A 16,515-nucleotide genomic window follows, 5' to 3' on the forward strand; every position below is an offset into this window, starting at 1 on the left:
CTCACTCACCCAAGTAGGCATTCCTTACCCTAGTGTCTTCAAGCAGATCTTTACCTGATCCACTTAGGGTAACCAAACCGCTCTCCATGAGATAAGCCCGCTCTACCATCTGCAGAGCCAAACGAGCGTTCTGCTCTACTAACAAAATAGTCATTCCACTCGCAGACAAACTCCAAATCACATCAAAACTCGTTTCTACCATGATGAGAGATAAGCCCATTGAGGGCTCGCCAAGCAATAGTAATTTTGGCTCAGCCATCATCGCTCTACCCATAGTAACCATTTGTTGCCCACCCCCGGAGAGGGTGCCAGCCAACTGAGATAAGCACTTTTTAAGTCTTGGGAAACATAAAAACACCTCTTCAAGCTTGCGCTCAATTTCTTGAGTATTCGATTTTAAATAAGCACCCATTTGGAGATTTTCTAGGATCGTCATGCGCTTGAAGACTCCACGATCCTCTGGAACCATTCCCAAACCAAGTTGAACCAACTCATAAGCGGATCGTTTTTTAGCGGGCTGTTTAGAACATTCAATCTCACCAGCTAATGGAACCAACAAACCTGCAATCGCTTTAAGACTTGAGCTCTGCACCCTTGACGCCAATTAAAGCAACTAACTCCCCTTGATTCACATATAGATTGATTTCTTTCACAGCATTAATGCCGCCATAGGACACTTTTAGATCTTTCACATTTTTAGCAAGGTACTCATTAGACGGCCCTCTGCCCAAGGTAGGCTTTGATTACCTCTGGATGCACCCGAACCTCTGCGGGCTTACCCGAAGCAATTACTTTGCCGTAATCAAGTACGGTAAGACTATCGCAAATACCCATTACCAGGCTGACATCGTGCTCATTCAAAAGAATGGTCTTACCATCACATCAGCACGAATCCGTAAAAGTAAATCGCGTAGCTCTAGCTTCTCTGTAACATTCATGCCAGCAGCTGGCTCATCGAGCGCCAAAAGTTTCGGTTCAGTTGCCAATGCTCTTGCAATCTCTAGACGGCGCTGGTGACCATATGAGAGATTCCGCGTCTCCATCTGCGCATACTCACTCAATCCAACATAAGTCAACAGTTGCTTCGCTTTGTCACCTATAGCCCGCTCTTCACGCTGGGCGGATGGAAAGCGGAATATCGCCCCAAGTACGCCAGCACCAGTACGGCAATGACATCCCACCATCACATTTTCAAGAACTGACATTTCACCAAAGAGACGAATATTTTGAAATGTTCTTGCCAACCCAGCCTTAGTGACTGCAGAAACTGACTCTAGAAAATAGGACTGACTATCAAATAAAAAATTCCTGAATCTGCAGGATATAAACCGGTAATGACATTAAAAAATGTGGTTTTACCAGCGCCATTGGGACCTATCAAACCAACGATTGCATCATGTTGGGCACTTGTAAACCAACAGACTCAAGCGCCTGCAAACCACCAAAGCGCTTAGAGCCGTCTACAACATCTAACAGCAAAGATGAGCTCATCGTTCACCTCCACGCTTTTGCCAAATTCCGCCAGGGCGATAGAGCATGATCAAAATCAAAACTAAGCCATAAATGAGTTGACGAATGATTTCCACATCAAGGACAACGTGACCAAATAAGAACGGCTGAAGGGGTTGAGAAATCCCACGCAAGATTTCCGACAATACTGTCAACAGAACTGCACCCAAGATCACTCCAGGAATGTGCCCTATCCCACCGAGAACAACCATGGCTAAGACAACGATGGATTCCCAAACGTAAGAACTCTGGCGACATAAAGCCTTGGAAGGCAGAAAAAAGAACACCGGCAACCCCAGCAAAAGAGGCGCCAATAGCAAATACCAGTAACTTCATATTTGCGAGCCTTAGCTGCAATCTCATCTTCTCGAATGGCTATCCAAGCGTGCCCGATACGCGAATCTTATAAATGCAAACAAACAATTGCTAACAAAAGAAATAAGTAAAACACTCAGCACAAACCGAGTATCTACATAAAGCCTAAATCTAATGGCTTAGTAAACGAGATTCCAAAAAGCTGCAGAGGATCGATTCCGGATATTCCTTTTGGGCCATTCGTCAGGTTAATGGGGCGATCAAGGTTATTCATAAAGATACGAATAATTTCTCCAAAACCCAAGGTCACAATTGCTAAATAGTCACCACGTAACTGCAAGGTTGGCAAACCTAAAACAATACCAAATAAAGCAGCCAAAATGATAGAGAAAATCGCAACCCTCCAAGGTGAAAATGCATCCCCTCTGGAACAGAGGCTGCAATAGTTTCAAACTGAGAAGGTAAATGAGGTGAAGCGAGCAAAGCAAAACTGTACGCACCAAGTGCATAAAAGGTGATGTAACCTAAATCCAAAAGATCAGCAAAACCCACCACCACCACATTTAGTTCCAGAGCCAGAACAATGTGGAGCAGAGCAAAGTCGAGTACCCGTCCCAGTAGTTACCGCCAGCAGCACCAGCCACCCAGGGCAGGAGAATTAAGGCAATCGCCACAAACCATAGATAGGTTGTGCGAGTCAGACAATTGGTGAAAAAAATTTTAGGCACGATCTGAAACCTGCTCGCCCAAGAAGCCAATGGGTCGCAAAACCAACACCAAAACCAGAAATGCAAAGATATCTTGATAGATTGAACCAAACACCCTGCCTGTTAGCTCGCCAATATACCCAGCGCCTAGTGATTCAATTAAACCAAAAAGCAAGCCACCTAGCATAGCCCCCTGTAAATTTCCAATGCCTCCAAGGACAGCGGCAGTAAAGGCTTTGAGCCCAGGAATAAAGCCCATATAAAAATGAACATTGCCATAATTGTTTTGTTTTCTCCACTAAAAATAGAAGTCCTCACATCACCAGCAAAGCCACAATGATGATCACAATCTCTTTACCTGTAATCGTGGCACCGTTTCCAAATACGTCGATTGGCGTAGAGGGCAATAATTGCGGATAAGTCATTGGATTGTGAGACCAAATCATCATTGCAATTGTCTGCAGAAGAATAGACATGCCCATTGCTAAAATTAGTGGTGCAAGACGAGGAGCCTTCCGTAAGGGACGATAAGCTATTCGCCAAATCCAGTCACTCAAGCCAGTACACGCTGCCATGGTAACTGGCAGGACAATTAAAAGTGTTAGCCACCCCGGCAGACCGCTGGGGAGATCAAGAATTACACGAAGCAATGCCAATGAAATCATGGCGCCAATCATTTGCACTTCGCCATGCGCAAAATTAATGATCCCAAGAACACCGTAGACCAGCAGCAAGCTTCTCTGGACACATACCATCGCCACCAACTACTTTAGCCTTGATACCGAGTTCAGCAGCTTATTTTGTCAAAGGGCCGCCAGTGGCATCGATACCGCCGTACATAATGATATCTAGTTTGCTACCCTTCATCTTGGTCAAAATGGCTTTGAAATCGGTTGCTTTGTTATTGCTCGCCTCACCACGGTTGACCACCTTCAAACCAGCTGCTTTAACTATTTTCTCAAATTCGTCGGCCAAGCCTTTACCATACTGAGTGGAGCCATCAATGATGGCGACCGTTTTTGCTTTTAAGGTATTAACAACGTAATTTGCTAGAGCCGGTCCTTGCTGTGCATCAGTTGCTACCAAACAATAGGTTGTTTTAAAACCTTGCTTGGTGTAGTCGGGATTAGTTGCAGAAGGAGAAACTGGAGTAATGCCAGCATCGCTGTAAATACGTGATTCTGGAATACTTGTTCCAGAATTTAAATGACCTACTACTCCCACCACTTTGGCATCTACTAATTTTTGTGCCACTTGCGTAGCCGTCTTCGGATCTTCAGCATCATCTTCGGGCACTAAAGTAAGAACCACTGTTTTACCATCGATGGTTAAACCTGCATTATTAATTTCTTCAAGGGCTAGGGGCGCGTGCACCATTCTCATTATCCTTGCCTAAATGCGCAATTGCTCCAGTCAGCGGAGCCACATGTCCAATATTGACCTCAACTCCATCAGCAGGAGCCACAGCAGTCTTGTCGCCCCCTTTTTTTGCCACAACCTACCATCATCAAGGTCACTGCCGCTAGTGCAATAGCGCTTTTCACAAAAATTATATTTGATTTGCTCATTGACCGCTCCTTTGTTATGACTGAATACTTCAGTCAACTAAATTTTTCGGCAAAGAAAATGTCACATCCTCAACAACACCATCTAATGCACGCACCTGCCTTGGACCAAACTCCTGAATACGACTCACAATCGACTGCGCCAAATTTTCTGGTGCTGATGCGCCAGCAGTTAAACCTACCCGTCTTTTGCCAGCAAACCACTCAGGCTTAAGCTGCTCAGGGCCATCTACCATGTAAGCAGGTACACCTAACTTTTCAGAAAGTTCACGCAAACGATTTGAGTTCGAGCTAGATGCACTTCCCACCACAATAACAACCTCAACTTGAGGTGCCATAAATTTCACAGCGTCTTGACGGTTCTGGGTAGCATAACAAATATCTTGCTTGCGCGACTGCACAATATTGGGAAACTTTTTAGCTAATGCTTCAGCAATTTCTTTTGTCTCGTCTACCGAAAGGGTAGTTTGAGTAACGAAGGCAATCCTTTCATCAAAAAAAAATGGTAATGAATCGATATCTTCAATGTTTTCTATCAAAAACACCCCTTCTTTGACCTGTCCCATAGTTCCCTCGACTTCAGGGTGTCCTGCATGACCAATCATCAATACGGTAAAATCATCTTTACACATTTTGATCACTTCAAGATGCACCTTGGTGACCAAAGGGCAGGTTGCGTCATAGATCCTCAAACCACGCGCTTCAGCATTCTTGCGCACTTCTTGGGAAACTCCATGAGCGCTAAATACAACGATTCCACCTTTGGGAACTTCCTGCAGATCCTCTACAAATACCGCACCCTTACCGCGCAATTCATTCACTACATAAGCGTTATGCACAATCTCATGACGAACGTAGATTGGTGCGCCAAAACGAATGAGTGCCTCGTTCACAATATTGATGGCACGATCAACGCCCGCACAAAATCCGCGCGGTTGAGCCATCAAAATTTCTGCGTTGTTTGTATCTGTCATGGTTTACAGGATCGCCACAATCTCTGCTTCAAAAGTCACAGGTCTTCCCGCAAGAGGATGGTTAAAGTCAAACCATGCACCCTCATCATCAATCGATTGCAAAACCCCGGCGTATTGAGCCCCGCCTGGCGCATTAAATTCAATCACATCGCCAGGGTTAAATTCCACATCATCATCACGACCTTCTTTCAGAGCTTTCCAAGAGACCCATTGGACTACATCTTCTTTGCGCTCGCCAAAACTTTCCTCAGGCGCAAGTAGTGCACTTTTTTGCTCACCAACACCTAGACCCAATAAAACCTTTTCGAAGCAAGGAGCAAATTGTCCAGACCCCATCAAAACCGTCGCAGGACGATCAACAAAAGTATTGATGCAATCCTCCCCATTGGGCAAGATGAGCCGATAGTTGAGAGTCAAATAGGAATTAGGCAAAACAGTAAGCTTGGTCATAAGGTGATTGTATCTAGGCCTGCGTTAACTATGCACTCTCCAATTACCCACTGGCCAAAAAATGAGCAGCCCAGAGAAAAACTTCGCTTAAAGGGTGCAGCGGCACTTTCAGATGCAGAGTTGCTCGCCATCTTTCTTTGCGGGTCGGGGTCAAAGGAAAAAGTGCTGCAGCCCTCGCCAAGGACTTGCTTCATCACTTTGGAAGTCTCCCCAGGCTCTTAGCCTGTACCCATCAAGACTTATTAAACGAAGCCTAGAAGATGGCCTCTCCCAGGACCCTATTTTTTCATCGCCAAATGATTGAATGCGAGGAGCTATTTAGAGGCTCAATTAGTCAAACAGCAATCTATCCTCAAGAAATCCTTCAAGAGGCTCTCGCCAAGAATGCCAGCGCCCTCATCGTGGCTCATAATCACCCTAGCGACAATCCACTGCCCAGCACAGCCGGCCAAGAGCTCACCAAGGTCCTCGCCCATGCCCTGCAATTAGTAGATATTCAGCTCCTGGATCACTACATTGTGAGGGGTAGCGGATTTTTCTCTTTTTCTGATGCTGAGCTTATAGAAATTGAATAAAATTGATAGTAATTAATAACTTATTGAATATTTTGGTGGTTTTTTGGTTGATTTCAGCAGATTTTGACTGCACAGACCAAAGTTAAAAGCATTCAAGACTAGCCCAAAATAGGTTGGGACTGATACAATTTTCTTTTTTCGCAATTAATGAATGGAGTTATGTCATGGCAAAAGTTTGCCAAGTCACTGGGAAGAAGCCGATGGTTGGCAACAATGTATCCCATGCAAACAATAAAACGAAGCGTCGCTTTTTGCCGAATTTGCAAAACCGTCGTTTCTGGGTTGAATCTGAAAACCGTTGGATTAGCTTGCGCTTAACCAATGCTGGTTTGCGCGTTATCGATAAGAACGGCATCGATGCCGTGTTGTCTGATCTACGTGCACGTGGCGAAATTTAAGGAGCACATAAATGGCTAAAGGCGGCAGAGAAAAAATCAAGCTGGAGTCATCAGCAGGTACTGGTCACTTCTACACTACTTCAAAAAACAAGCGTACTAAGCCTGAAAAAATGGAGATCATGAAGTTTGATCCAACTATTCGCAAGCACGTTGCTTACAAAGAGTCAAAACTGAAGTAATTAAACAACCGCTTCATGCAAATAAAAACTCTCATAGATCACTGCTTATACATAACGGCGTAAGCTCAAGGAGAACTCACGCAAACTTGTGAAACCACTTTCTTCAGCGCGCTGACACCAAGTATGTAACTGAGACAGTAATTGCTCTTTGGTGGCTGACGATCGACCCCATATCGCCTGAAGATCACGACGCATTTCAATCATCTTGCGTAACTGCGCGTTACTTGCCATCAGCTCCTCAAGCTTCGCCTTCTCTTCGTCAGTCAAACGAGTTTCCTCTTTGGATAACCAGGTACGCTCACCGCTCAAGTGAGCTGCCAATACTTGCATATGCTGCACCTCATTACTAAAGAAGCTACGCAAGGTCTTGCTATAGCGCGCCATAATTTCATAACGATTTGCGATAATGGCCTCTAAAGTATTCTGATCGGCTGGACGCAAGTCGCTTAATACTGGCTTAGGTGGAGTCTTCTTCACAGTCGCTAAACCTACCGCACTCATCATCTTGATATACATCCAGCCAATATCAAACTCGTACCATTTATTGGAGAGCTTCGCGCTGGTAGCGAAGGTATGGTGATTGTTGTGCAACTCTTCACCACCAATCAAAATGCCCCAAGGTAGAATATTTCTAGAAGCATCTTCGCAATCGAAATTACGATAACCCCAGTAGTGACCAATGCCATTAATGACACCAGCTGCAGTAATTGGGATCCACAACATCTGGACCGCCCAAACAGTTAAACCAATCGCGCCAAATAAAAACACATCAATAATAAGCACGATGGCAACTCCCTGCCAGGAGAACCTAGAATAAATATTGTGTTCGAGTCGGTCATCAGGAGTGCCATGCCCAAATTTATCTAAAGTCTCTTGATTGGCAGCTTCTTTTTTATAAAGTTCAGCACCACGAGAGAGAACGGTCTTGATTCCCAAAATTTGTGGGCTATGAGGATCATCAACGGTTTCACATTTAGCGTGGTGCTTACGATGAATCGCTGCCCACTCTTTAGTCACCATGCCGGTTGTTAACCATAGCCACAAGCGGAAGAAATGGGAAACAACAGGATGCAGGTCTAAAGCACGATGCGCTTGACAACGATGCAAGAAAATCGTAACTGCGGCGATTGTGATGTGAGTGGCGACTAGAGTGAAAAGTGTAATCTGCCACCATGACCAGTCTAAATATCCATTAGCAAGCCAATGGAGAAATAAATCAAAACTTGAAGCTATATTCAAAAGGGACTCCCTAAAGAGGTCTAAAACTTGATTTTAAATCCTCAGGGGCCTTCTTGGGTTTGATCTGAGTCTCTTTTTGAGGGGGTTTTACAGAGTCAGCAGTTGGAGCAGCAGCCTTCTTTTGAAAGACTGCCCCAAAGAAGCCATCCGTGCCGTGAATATGGGGCCATAACTGCCACCATGGATTACCAAGACTGCATCCCAATGGTAATTTATCCTTAGGAAACAATGGCTTAAGAACGTCTGCTGCAGGAACGATCTCAAATTGGGGATGTTTTGCCAGAAAATCTTCAGCAATTGCTTGATTTTCTTGAGGCAAAAGACTGCAAGTGGCATAAACCAGCCGTCCTCCTGGCTTCAGGAGTCGAGTGGCGGAGTGCAAAATACTCATTTGCTTCTGGTTCAGCTCTAATACCCCTACAGGAGTTTGGCGCCACTTTAGGTCCGGGTTACGACGCAAGGTACCCATACCACTACAAGTGGCATCTACAAGAACACGATCAATCTTGCCAGCCAAACGTTTAATTTTGGCGTCATGCTCACTATCAATCCAAATTGGATGGACATTTGAGAGACCGCTACGAGCCTGTCGTGGCTTCAAATTTGCCAAACGACGCGCTGAGGTATCTAGAGCATATAAGCGCCCTGTGGAGCGCATCAGCGCCCCAATTGCCAAGGTCTTACCGCCAGCACCAGCACAAAAGTCGACAACCATCTCTCCACGTTTAGGCGCCAACAAGTAGGCCAAGAGTTGACTACCCTCATCTTGCACTTCAAACATGCCTGCTTTAAAGCCTGCAGTATTTTGCAATGCGGGCTTACCCATGATGCGTACACCATCGGGTGCATATGGAGTGGGTATTGCTTGATAACGTCCGCCCAATGCATTCATTTGCGCGAGTAATTCTTCGCGATTGGTTTTCATGGTGTTCGCACGCAAGTCTAAAAGTGCAGGATGCATTAATGACTTCGCGAGTTCTTCGCGCGATTCTTCACCAGGATATTTTCCAAATGCTTCCCATAACCACTCGGGCAAATTATTACGAACCAGAGGGTTTAACGCAGCGGGATCAACGGTTGTAAAACGTTGTAACCATTCATATTCACCGGGCTTGAGAACATGGGCCAAGTCGGCAATCGCACTCTCTGCACGATTGGCAGATCCTAAGCCGCCTTCTGATAGAGCAGACAGTAAACCTAAGAGGGCTAAGCGTCTAGCTTGGGAACCCTCACCGCTAGAAGCAAATTGCGAGAACTCATTCTTGCGACGAAGAATCGCAAAGGCACTCTCAGCAATTAAAGCGCGATCACGATTTCCGAGTTGTGGTTCAGCGCGAAAATAACGACTTACTACTCGATCAGCGGGTTGCTCAAAACTCAGTAACTCTGGTAGTAAACGCTCGAGATGTATGGCATGTTGCGGCAACGCTTTTGCATTTGAGAAATTCTTTTGGCCTTCAGGCGCAATCAAATTGCCACTAGCATTGCGACGCTCCGAGCAACGCAAAGACTCTTTCAATTTGGTGGCATAGCTTTTATGAGGAGCTAATCTGCCGCCAGATTTAAGGGGAAAACGTTCTGTACTCATAATTTAAAAAATTCCGACTCTGGGGGTTGTAACTGCACTTGATTGCCCTCTATTCGCAATCGTCCATCAAGAAACCATTTTACGGCCCGTGGGTAAATTAGATGCTCAGCAGCCAAAACACGAGCGGCCAAGGTATCAGCATCATCGCCATTAAGTACAGGTACGGAAGCCTGACAAATAATTGACCCCTCATCCACCCCTTCAGTCACAAAGTGGACCGTGGCCCCATGTTCTTTAACGCCTGCCTCCAAAGCCCGTTCATGAGTGTGCAATCCAGAAAAGGCTGGCAGAAGCGCCGGGTGAATATTGATTAAACGGCCTTCAAAATGGCGAATAAAGCCCGGGGTCAGAATTCTCATAAAACCAGCAAGGACTACTAAATCAGCGCCTAAGGCATCAATTTTCTGGATCAGTGCCGCATCGAAAGATTCTCGGGAGACATGCTCTTTATGCTCAATGGCAAAGGCAGGAATACCCTGCGAGCGAGCAAAATCAAGGCCTTTAGCGGCTGAGTGATTGGCGATCACTCCAGTAAATGTAACTGGCCATTGCTCTTTTTGAGCGGTTTTAACGATCGCCTCGAAATTAGATCCGCGGCCCGAGATTAAGGTGACGATAGAAGGCATGCCCACAATATAATTGATAGCTACCCTGAAAGCGATTTTGTGAACGTATTCCGTGGCCCCACCCAGTTTTCTGTAGGACCAGCTTGTGCCCTAACTATCGGTAATTTCGATGGCGTGCACAGGGGCCATCGCGCCCTTCTTCAAGAACTCGTAGGTGGCGCCAAAGAGCGGGGTCTAGATAGCTGCGTCATAACCTTTGAGCCACACCCAAAGGAATTCTTCTTGCCTGAACAGGCTCCAGCTCGCATTTTCAATTTGCGTGACAAATTAGCTGCACTGGCCGAAATTGGAATTGATCGCGTTGTTGTTGAACATTTCAACTCAGCTTTTGCCAAACTCTCACCGGAAGAATTTGTTTCAGAAATTTTTGTCAAAAAACTGAATGCTAAATGGATTTTGATTGGCGATGATTTTTGCTATGGCGCAAAACGTGCGGGTAATTTTTCTAACCTTAAGGCAGCAGGTGAAAAATACGGTTTTGAAGTATCCAGCCTTCAAACCATTGAAGAAAATGGCACGCGCATTTCAAGCTCTGCTTTACGCGCTGCACTTGCTAGCGGAGATATGAAGCAAACTGAAAAATTGTTAGGGCGACCATACGGAATTTCTGGTCACGTGATTCATGGTCAACAACTGGGTCGGAAACTCGGTTTCCCAACTTTAAATTTAGCAGTTGCTAATCACTTGCATCATCGCAAGCCTGCAACAACCGGCATCTTTACCGCCCAAGTATTAGGGCTTGCTGATAAACCCCTGCAGGCCGTGGCTAGCCTGGGCGTTAGACCAACCGTAGAAGATGAAGGCAGAGTATTACTAGAGATGCATATCTTTGACTTCAACTCAGATGTCTACGGCAAGATCATCACCGTAGAGCTATTAGAAAAAATTCGTGATGAGGCAAAGTATCCCGATCTCGAAACCCTTACAAAAGCGATTGCAGCAGATGCAGCGCATGCCAGAAATTATTTCCAGAAAAAAACATATGTCTGAAAAAGAAAACTCCTATCCTGTTAATCTTCTAGATACCGCGTTTCCAATGCGGGGAGACCTCGCTAAGCGCGAACCTAAATGGGTAGCCGAATGGCAAAAAAATAAGCTCTACGAAAAAATTCGTGCGGCCCATGCAGGCCAGCCAAAGTTTATCTTGCATGATGGCCCTCCCTATGCAAACGGTGATATCCATATTGGTCATGCTGTCAATAAAATTCTGAAAGACATGATCGTGAAGTCACGCTGGCTCATGGGCTTTGACTCTGTCTATGTTCCCGGTTGGGACTGTCATGGCATGCCAATTGAAATCCAGATTGAAAAAGAATTTGGCAAAAATCTACCGACGGCTGAGGTGCAATCCAAGGCCCGCGCTTATGCACATGTTCAGGTAGAAAAACAAAAGCAAGATTTTGAGCGTTTGGGTGTATTGGGTGATTGGAACAACCCCTATCTCACTATGAACTACCGCAATGAAGCCGATGAAATCCGCGCATTAGGAAAAATCTGGGAAAAGGGTTACGTATTCCGGGGCTTAAAACCAGTGAACTGGTGTTTTGATTGCGGATCTGCTCTTGCTGAAGCTGAAGTGGAGTACCAAGATAAAACCGATCCAACGGTAGATGTCGGATTTGCATTTGACGATGCTCAGCGTCCGCATCTAACAAAAGCTTTTGGATTAACCGAACTTCCAAACAAACCAGGCCAAATTGTCATTTGGACAACCACTCCTTGGACTATTCCTGCTAACCAAGCGATGAATGTTCATCCAGAGCTCAACTACGCTCTGGTTGATGTTGGTGACAAACTCCTAATCCTTGCACAAGATCGTGTAGAAACTTGTCTGCAAGATTATGGGCTAGAAGGTAAAGTCATTGCTAGTTGCCAAGGACAACAGCTAGCCAATATCTCTTTCTGGCACCCGCTTGCACCTTTGCATGAAGGTTATAAACGTCTCTCCCCAATCTATCCAGCAGAATATGTCACCCTAGATACCGGCACCGGTATTGTTCACTCTGCTCCCGCTTACGGTGAAGAGGACTTTAAATCCTGCAAATCAAACAAACTGGCTGATAAGGATATTCTGAACCCAGTCATGGGTCATGGCGTATATGCATCTTGGTTACCCCTCTTTGCCAACGAATATATCTGGAAAGCAAACCCAAAGATCGTTGAAGCAATGCGTGAAGCGGGAAGCTTGCTACGCGATAAAACGTATACCCACTCTTATATGCATTGCTGGCGTCATAAGTCACCCATTATTTATCGTGCGACCTCACAATGGTTTGCGAGCATGGATAACAAGCCAGCGGATGACAAAGCCAGCTTGCGAGAGACAGCATTAGCTGGAATAGAAAGCACTGGGTTCTTTCCAGCATGGGGCAAACAACGGCTCAAGAGCATGATTGCAAATCGTCCTGACTGGACTTTGTCGCGACAGCGCCAATGGGGTGTGCCAATGGCCTTCTTTGTTCACAAAGAAAGTGGTGAGCCACATCCACGCACTATTGAGTTACTTGAAGAAATTGCTAAGCGGGTTGAAAAAGAAGGCGTTGAAGCTTGGCAAAAATTAGAAGTTGCTGAATTTCTTGGCGAAGAAGCTAAACATTATGAAAAGAATCGCGACACCTTAGATGTATGGTTTGATTCTGGCACAACGCATTGGCACGTTAATCGTGGCTCACATCGAGACGAGTTGCTTATCGCTGATGCAGAAAAACCTGATGGCCGACTAGCAGATTTATATTTAGAGGGCTCAGATCAACACCGCGGCTGGTTCCACTCCTCATTACTCACAGGTGCGATGCTCGATGGCAAGCCTCCCTACAAAGCCCTCCTGACACATGGCTTTACCGTCGATGGTCAAGGTCGCAAAATGAGCAAGTCCGTGGGGAATGTCATCGCACCACAGCAGATAGCAGACAAACTCGGTGCTGAAATTATTCGCTTATGGGTTGCCTCAACTGACTACTCTGGAGAAATGACAATCTCTGATGAGATTCTTAAACGCGTAACCGAAAGTTATCGTCGAATTCGCAATACTTTACGTTTCTTGCTAGCCAATCTCTCTGATTTTGATCCGAGCAAACATTCAATGCCTGCGGAACAATGGCTTGAGATTGATCGTTACGTAGTTGCTCTGGCTAATCAACTGCAAAATGACGTTGAAGCACATTACCACTCTTATGAGTTTCAGCCAGCAGTAGCTCGCATGCTAACTTTTTGCTCCGAGGATTTAGGAGGTTTCTATTTAGATATCCTCAAAGATCGTCTTTATACAAGCGCGCCAAATTCGCCTGATCGTCGTGCCGCCCAGAATGCCTTATTCCAGATAACCCGCAATCTATTAAAGTGGCTCTCGCCATTCCTAACCTTCACAGCAGAAGAAGCCTGGAAGGACTTCCCTCACGGATCGAATACCAACGCTCCTGAATCGATATTTATGGAGGAGTTTGGGCAGTTCCCAGAAATTATTCACGCCGATGAATTACTTGCAAAGTGGGGTCGTATTCGAGAAATTCGCTCTGAAATCACCAAGGCAATTGAGGTTGAGCGTGAAGCTGGCAACGTGGGGTCGTCTCTTCAGGCAGAGCTGACTATCAAAGTTGGTGATGTTGGCTTTGCGATCTTGCATTCTCTGGAGGATGACTTCCGTTTTGTCACCATAACATCAAGCGCCAATATTGAACTGAGCAACCAAGGTCTAGAGATATTGGTTCGCGGTAGTCAGTACAAAAAATGTGGTCGCTGCTGGCACCATACCAAAGACGTTGGAAGCAATACGGATCACCCAGAACTATGTGGTCGCTGTATCAGCAATCTCTTTGGCGATGGTGATCACCGTCTCTTTGCCTGATAGTCAATGATATGAAAAGTATCGCCCTGCTCCGTTATCTTGCAATTGCAATCATTGTCTTATTGCTAGATCAATTGAGTAAATGGTCGGCCTTAAGTAATTTAAAAATGGGCGTTCCTGAGCCAGTACTGCCTTGTATGAATTGGTTGCTCCTTTTTAACCCAGGTGCAGCATTTTCATTTTTGGCGCAAGGTTCCGGTTGGCAGCGCTGGTTCTTTACAGTCATCGGTCTTGCAGCCTCCGTTTACATTATTTGGCTTCTCTTCAAGAGCCAAAGTGACAGACTACTGTGCATAGTCCTTAGTCTAATCTTGGGAGGCGCCCTAGGCAACGTCTTAGATCGCGTTATGTATGGCGCTGTCGTAGACTTTATAGACTTGTACTACGGCAATTGGCATTGGCCTGCTTTTAATATCGCTGATAGCGCCATTTGTATTGGTGCTGCCCTTATTATCTGGGGAGAATTACGCAAGTCATTTTGCAAATCTGACCAACACCATTAAGCGGGTGCCATGCAATCACTTTTAAACAAGAAAATCGTTCTCGGCCTCTCTGGAGGAATAGCAGCTTACAAGGCTCCAGAACTGGCGCGCCAACTAATCCAAGAGGGTGCGTCAGTCCAAGCAGTGATGACCGAAGCTGCACAACAGTTTGGTACAGCAGTGACAATGCAGGCTCTGACGGGTAACCCAGTCTATTTGAGTCAGTGGGATAGTACGATTCCCAACAATATGGCGCATATTGAGTTATCACGCTCTGCTGACGCCATTTTGATTGCTCCTGCAAGCGCCGATCTCATGGCCAAGCTTTCTTTGGGTCTAGCAGACGATTTGCTAAGCACCCTCTGTCTCGCGCGTGACTGCCCTCTCTTGTTAGCCCCAGCCATGAATAAGCAAATGTGGGAGCATGCTGCCACGCAAAGAAGCGCCAAGAGACTTTCTGAGGATGGAGTGGCTTTGCTGGGACCCGCTAGTGGCTTTCAGGCATGTGGCGAAGTGGGCATGGGCAGGATGCTAGAGCCCGCCGAAATCACAGAACAAGTGATCGCATTTTTTCAGCAGAAAATCTTGGCCGGAAAAAAAGTGGTAATTACAGCAGGCCCCACATTTGAGGCAATCGATCCAATGCGCGGCATCACTAATCACAGCTCTGGCAAGATGGGTTTTGCAATTGCACGCGCCGCTGTTGAAGCTGGCGCCCAAGTCCATTTAATTGCTGGACCCTGTGAACTTGAAACACCTTTGCTAGCTACTGGGCAAATTACACGCACAAATGTAGTCAGCGCTAAAGAAATGCATTCGACTGCTCTCAGCGTTAGTGACTGCGATATCTTTTTTGCAGCGGCAGCAGTTGCAGATTGGGGTATTGCCCAGCCAGCAAAAGAAAAAATCAAGCGCCAAGGTAATCAAGCGCCCAACATTGAATTTGTAGCGAATCCAGATATTTTGCTAGATATTGCTAAGGCAGTGAAAACAAAAGCTGGCAAACCTTATCCCTACTGCGTAGGTTTTGCCGCCGAATCGACGGATCTCGAGAAGCATGCCAATGAAAAGCGTAAGCGTAAAAATATTCCCATGATTGTAGGAAATATTGGTCCAGAAACCTTTGGAAGCGACCTCAATCAGTTGCTCGTAATTGATGCTAACAGTAGCAAAAAAATTGCTACAGCTGAAAAGCTACAGTTGGCGCGCCAGCTAATTCAACTCGTTGCCAAAAAAATCTAATTTCTCTTTTTGAGTTTTATTGTTTAATACCTGCTTTAGGAAATCTCATGCAATCACTCCAAGTCAAAATTCTCGATGAACGTATGCGCGATCAATTGCCTACTTATAGCACTCCTGGAAGTGCTGGATTAGACCTGCGGGCATGCATCGATGCAGAGATTGAGTTTGCACCTGGACAAACGGTATTGATTCCAACAGGCCTAGCCATTTATATTGAAGATCCAGGCTACGCCGCATTTATTTTGCCGCGCTCTAGTTTAGGCCATAAGCACGGCATCGTACTTGGCAACTTAGTCGGCTTAATCGACTCTGATTATCAAGGTCAATTAATGGTCAGCACCTGGAACCGGGGATCAACTGCATTCAAGCTAGAACCTATGGGACGGCTTGCTCAATTGGTAGTCCTGCCTATTCAGCAGGTGGAACTTAAGGTTGTGGAGGAGTTCACAGAAAGTAGTCGCGGCGCAGGTGGGTTTGGAAGTACAGGTAGGGTATAAAGAGCTTCTTTGAACTCTACAATCAAATAAAAAGCCACCCGCAGGTGGCTTTTTATTTCAGTGGAAATAACTGACTTACGGATATGCGCTTTACGGGCTGCATCTTGTGACATACCGGCTCCAGCACCCTCACGAGATTCTTGTTCTGCAGTAATTTCTTTACGGCGCTCTTTACACGAGCCAGCAATCTCTTGAAGCGCTTTGCGTGCTCGAGCAGCAGAAGCCTTGACACCTTTACCTTGAAACTTTTCATTCTCAGCTTTGTACGTTTCAAAAGCCTTTAGTAATGTATCGTGATGCAACATGGTTCCCTTTTTTGTTTACA

The 16,515-nt window shown here is 45.7% G+C and carries 15 protein-coding genes and 5 pseudogenes; 9 read left to right on the forward strand and 11 right to left on the reverse strand.

Annotated features, from left to right (window positions below):
* Window position 1: 1 nt before the first annotated feature.
* From DXE31_RS01980 to DXE31_RS02010, 7 genes and pseudogenes are all read right to left on the reverse strand, one after another.
* Window positions 2-692 (reverse strand): annotated as a pseudogene (locus DXE31_RS01980) (ABC transporter ATP-binding protein).
* Window positions 693-711: 19 nt separating this feature from the next.
* Window positions 712-1,491, reverse strand: a pseudogene (locus DXE31_RS01985) (ABC transporter ATP-binding protein).
* A pseudogene (locus tag DXE31_RS01990) lies at window positions 1,488-2,552 on the reverse strand (branched-chain amino acid ABC transporter permease). Before DXE31_RS01990 ends, DXE31_RS01985 begins: the two co-directional pseudogenes overlap by 4 nt.
* Window positions 2,545-3,286: pseudogene (locus DXE31_RS01995) on the reverse strand (branched-chain amino acid ABC transporter permease). Before DXE31_RS01995 ends, DXE31_RS01990 begins: the two co-directional pseudogenes overlap by 8 nt.
* A pseudogene (locus tag DXE31_RS02000) lies at window positions 3,261-4,039 on the reverse strand (branched-chain amino acid ABC transporter substrate-binding protein); the annotation flags it as partial. The pseudogenes DXE31_RS01995 and DXE31_RS02000, both read right to left, overlap by 26 nt.
* An 89-nt stretch (window positions 4,040-4,128) precedes the next feature.
* Window positions 4,129-5,070 (reverse strand): 4-hydroxy-3-methylbut-2-enyl diphosphate reductase, encoded by a 942-nt coding sequence (ispH, locus tag DXE31_RS02005; RefSeq protein WP_114697628.1) that lies wholly within the window; start codon window positions 5,068-5,070, stop codon window positions 4,129-4,131.
* A gap of 3 nt (window positions 5,071-5,073) precedes the next feature.
* Window positions 5,074-5,520, reverse strand: a complete 447-nt coding sequence (locus DXE31_RS02010) for an FKBP-type peptidyl-prolyl cis-trans isomerase (protein ID WP_114697629.1) — start codon at window positions 5,518-5,520, stop codon at window positions 5,074-5,076.
* A gap of 30 nt (window positions 5,521-5,550) precedes the next feature.
* Here DXE31_RS02010 and DXE31_RS12300 point away from each other — a divergent pair, with 30 nt between their 5' ends.
* From DXE31_RS12300 to rpmG, 4 genes are all read left to right on the forward strand, one after another.
* Window positions 5,551-5,742, forward strand: a complete 192-nt coding sequence (locus DXE31_RS12300) for a UPF0758 domain-containing protein (RefSeq protein ID WP_331851977.1) — start codon at window positions 5,551-5,553, stop codon at window positions 5,740-5,742.
* Window positions 5,743-5,816: 74 nt separating this feature from the next.
* Window positions 5,817-6,095 (forward strand): JAB domain-containing protein, encoded by a 279-nt coding sequence (locus DXE31_RS10945; protein WP_231969289.1) that lies wholly within the window; start codon window positions 5,817-5,819, stop codon window positions 6,093-6,095.
* Window positions 6,096-6,259: 164 nt separating this feature from the next.
* A complete protein-coding gene (rpmB, locus tag DXE31_RS02020; protein WP_011903570.1) occupies window positions 6,260-6,493 on the forward strand; it encodes a 50S ribosomal protein L28 in 234 nt (77 codons plus the stop codon).
* 11 nt (window positions 6,494-6,504) lie between these two features.
* A complete protein-coding gene (gene rpmG, locus DXE31_RS02025) occupies window positions 6,505-6,672 on the forward strand; it encodes a 50S ribosomal protein L33 (protein WP_114697630.1) in 168 nt (55 codons plus the stop codon).
* 45 nt (window positions 6,673-6,717) lie between these two features.
* Here the strand turns inward: rpmG and DXE31_RS02030 are convergent, their stop codons facing one another.
* The 3 genes from DXE31_RS02030 to purN are packed head-to-tail and all read right to left on the reverse strand — an operon-like array spanning window position 6,718 to window position 10,125.
* A complete protein-coding gene (locus DXE31_RS02030) occupies window positions 6,718-7,911 on the reverse strand; it encodes a DesA family fatty acid desaturase (RefSeq protein ID WP_114697631.1) in 1,194 nt (397 codons plus the stop codon).
* Window positions 7,912-7,921: 10 nt separating this feature from the next.
* Window positions 7,922-9,499: an RsmB/NOP family class I SAM-dependent RNA methyltransferase gene (locus tag DXE31_RS02035; RefSeq protein WP_114697632.1), complete on the reverse strand. Its 1,578-nt coding sequence runs from the start codon at window positions 9,497-9,499 to the stop codon at window positions 7,922-7,924.
* Entirely contained in the window at window positions 9,496-10,125 is a 630-nt protein-coding gene (gene purN / locus DXE31_RS02040) for a phosphoribosylglycinamide formyltransferase (protein WP_114697633.1), read from the reverse strand. The genes DXE31_RS02035 and purN overlap by 4 nt, the downstream gene beginning before the upstream one ends.
* 39 nt (window positions 10,126-10,164) lie before the next feature.
* On the opposite strand from purN, the gene DXE31_RS02045 reads away from it, so the two are divergent.
* The 5 genes from DXE31_RS02045 to dut are packed head-to-tail and all read left to right on the forward strand — an operon-like array spanning window position 10,165 to window position 16,190.
* Window positions 10,165-11,115: a bifunctional riboflavin kinase/FAD synthetase gene (locus tag DXE31_RS02045; RefSeq protein ID WP_114697634.1), complete on the forward strand. Its 951-nt coding sequence runs from the start codon at window positions 10,165-10,167 to the stop codon at window positions 11,113-11,115.
* Window positions 11,090-13,969, forward strand: coding sequence for an isoleucine--tRNA ligase (gene ileS, locus DXE31_RS02050; protein WP_415078056.1), 2,880 nt, complete (start codon window positions 11,090-11,092; stop codon window positions 13,967-13,969). Before DXE31_RS02045 ends, ileS begins: the two co-directional genes overlap by 26 nt.
* An 11-nt stretch (window positions 13,970-13,980) precedes the next feature.
* The gene (lspA, locus tag DXE31_RS02055; protein WP_114697636.1) at window positions 13,981-14,472 is read left to right on the forward strand and encodes a signal peptidase II; all 492 of its coding nucleotides are present in this window, start codon (window positions 13,981-13,983) and stop codon (window positions 14,470-14,472) included.
* Window positions 14,473-14,481: 9 nt separating this feature from the next.
* Entirely contained in the window at window positions 14,482-15,693 is a 1,212-nt protein-coding gene (gene coaBC, locus DXE31_RS02060; protein WP_114697637.1) for a bifunctional phosphopantothenoylcysteine decarboxylase/phosphopantothenate--cysteine ligase CoaBC, read from the forward strand.
* A gap of 47 nt (window positions 15,694-15,740) precedes the next feature.
* Complete coding sequence (dut, locus tag DXE31_RS02065) at window positions 15,741-16,190, forward strand: dUTP diphosphatase (protein ID WP_114697638.1); 450 nt, start codon at window positions 15,741-15,743, stop codon at window positions 16,188-16,190.
* Here the strand turns inward: dut and DXE31_RS02070 are convergent.
* Window positions 16,106-16,495: a hypothetical protein gene (locus DXE31_RS02070; protein ID WP_114697639.1), complete on the reverse strand. Its 390-nt coding sequence runs from the start codon at window positions 16,493-16,495 to the stop codon at window positions 16,106-16,108. The genes dut and DXE31_RS02070 overlap by 85 nt on opposite strands.
* Window positions 16,496-16,515: the final 20 nt, after the last annotated feature.

This window comes from Polynucleobacter necessarius (genome assembly GCF_900095185.1).
Lineage (GTDB): Bacteria > Pseudomonadota > Gammaproteobacteria > Burkholderiales > Burkholderiaceae > Polynucleobacter.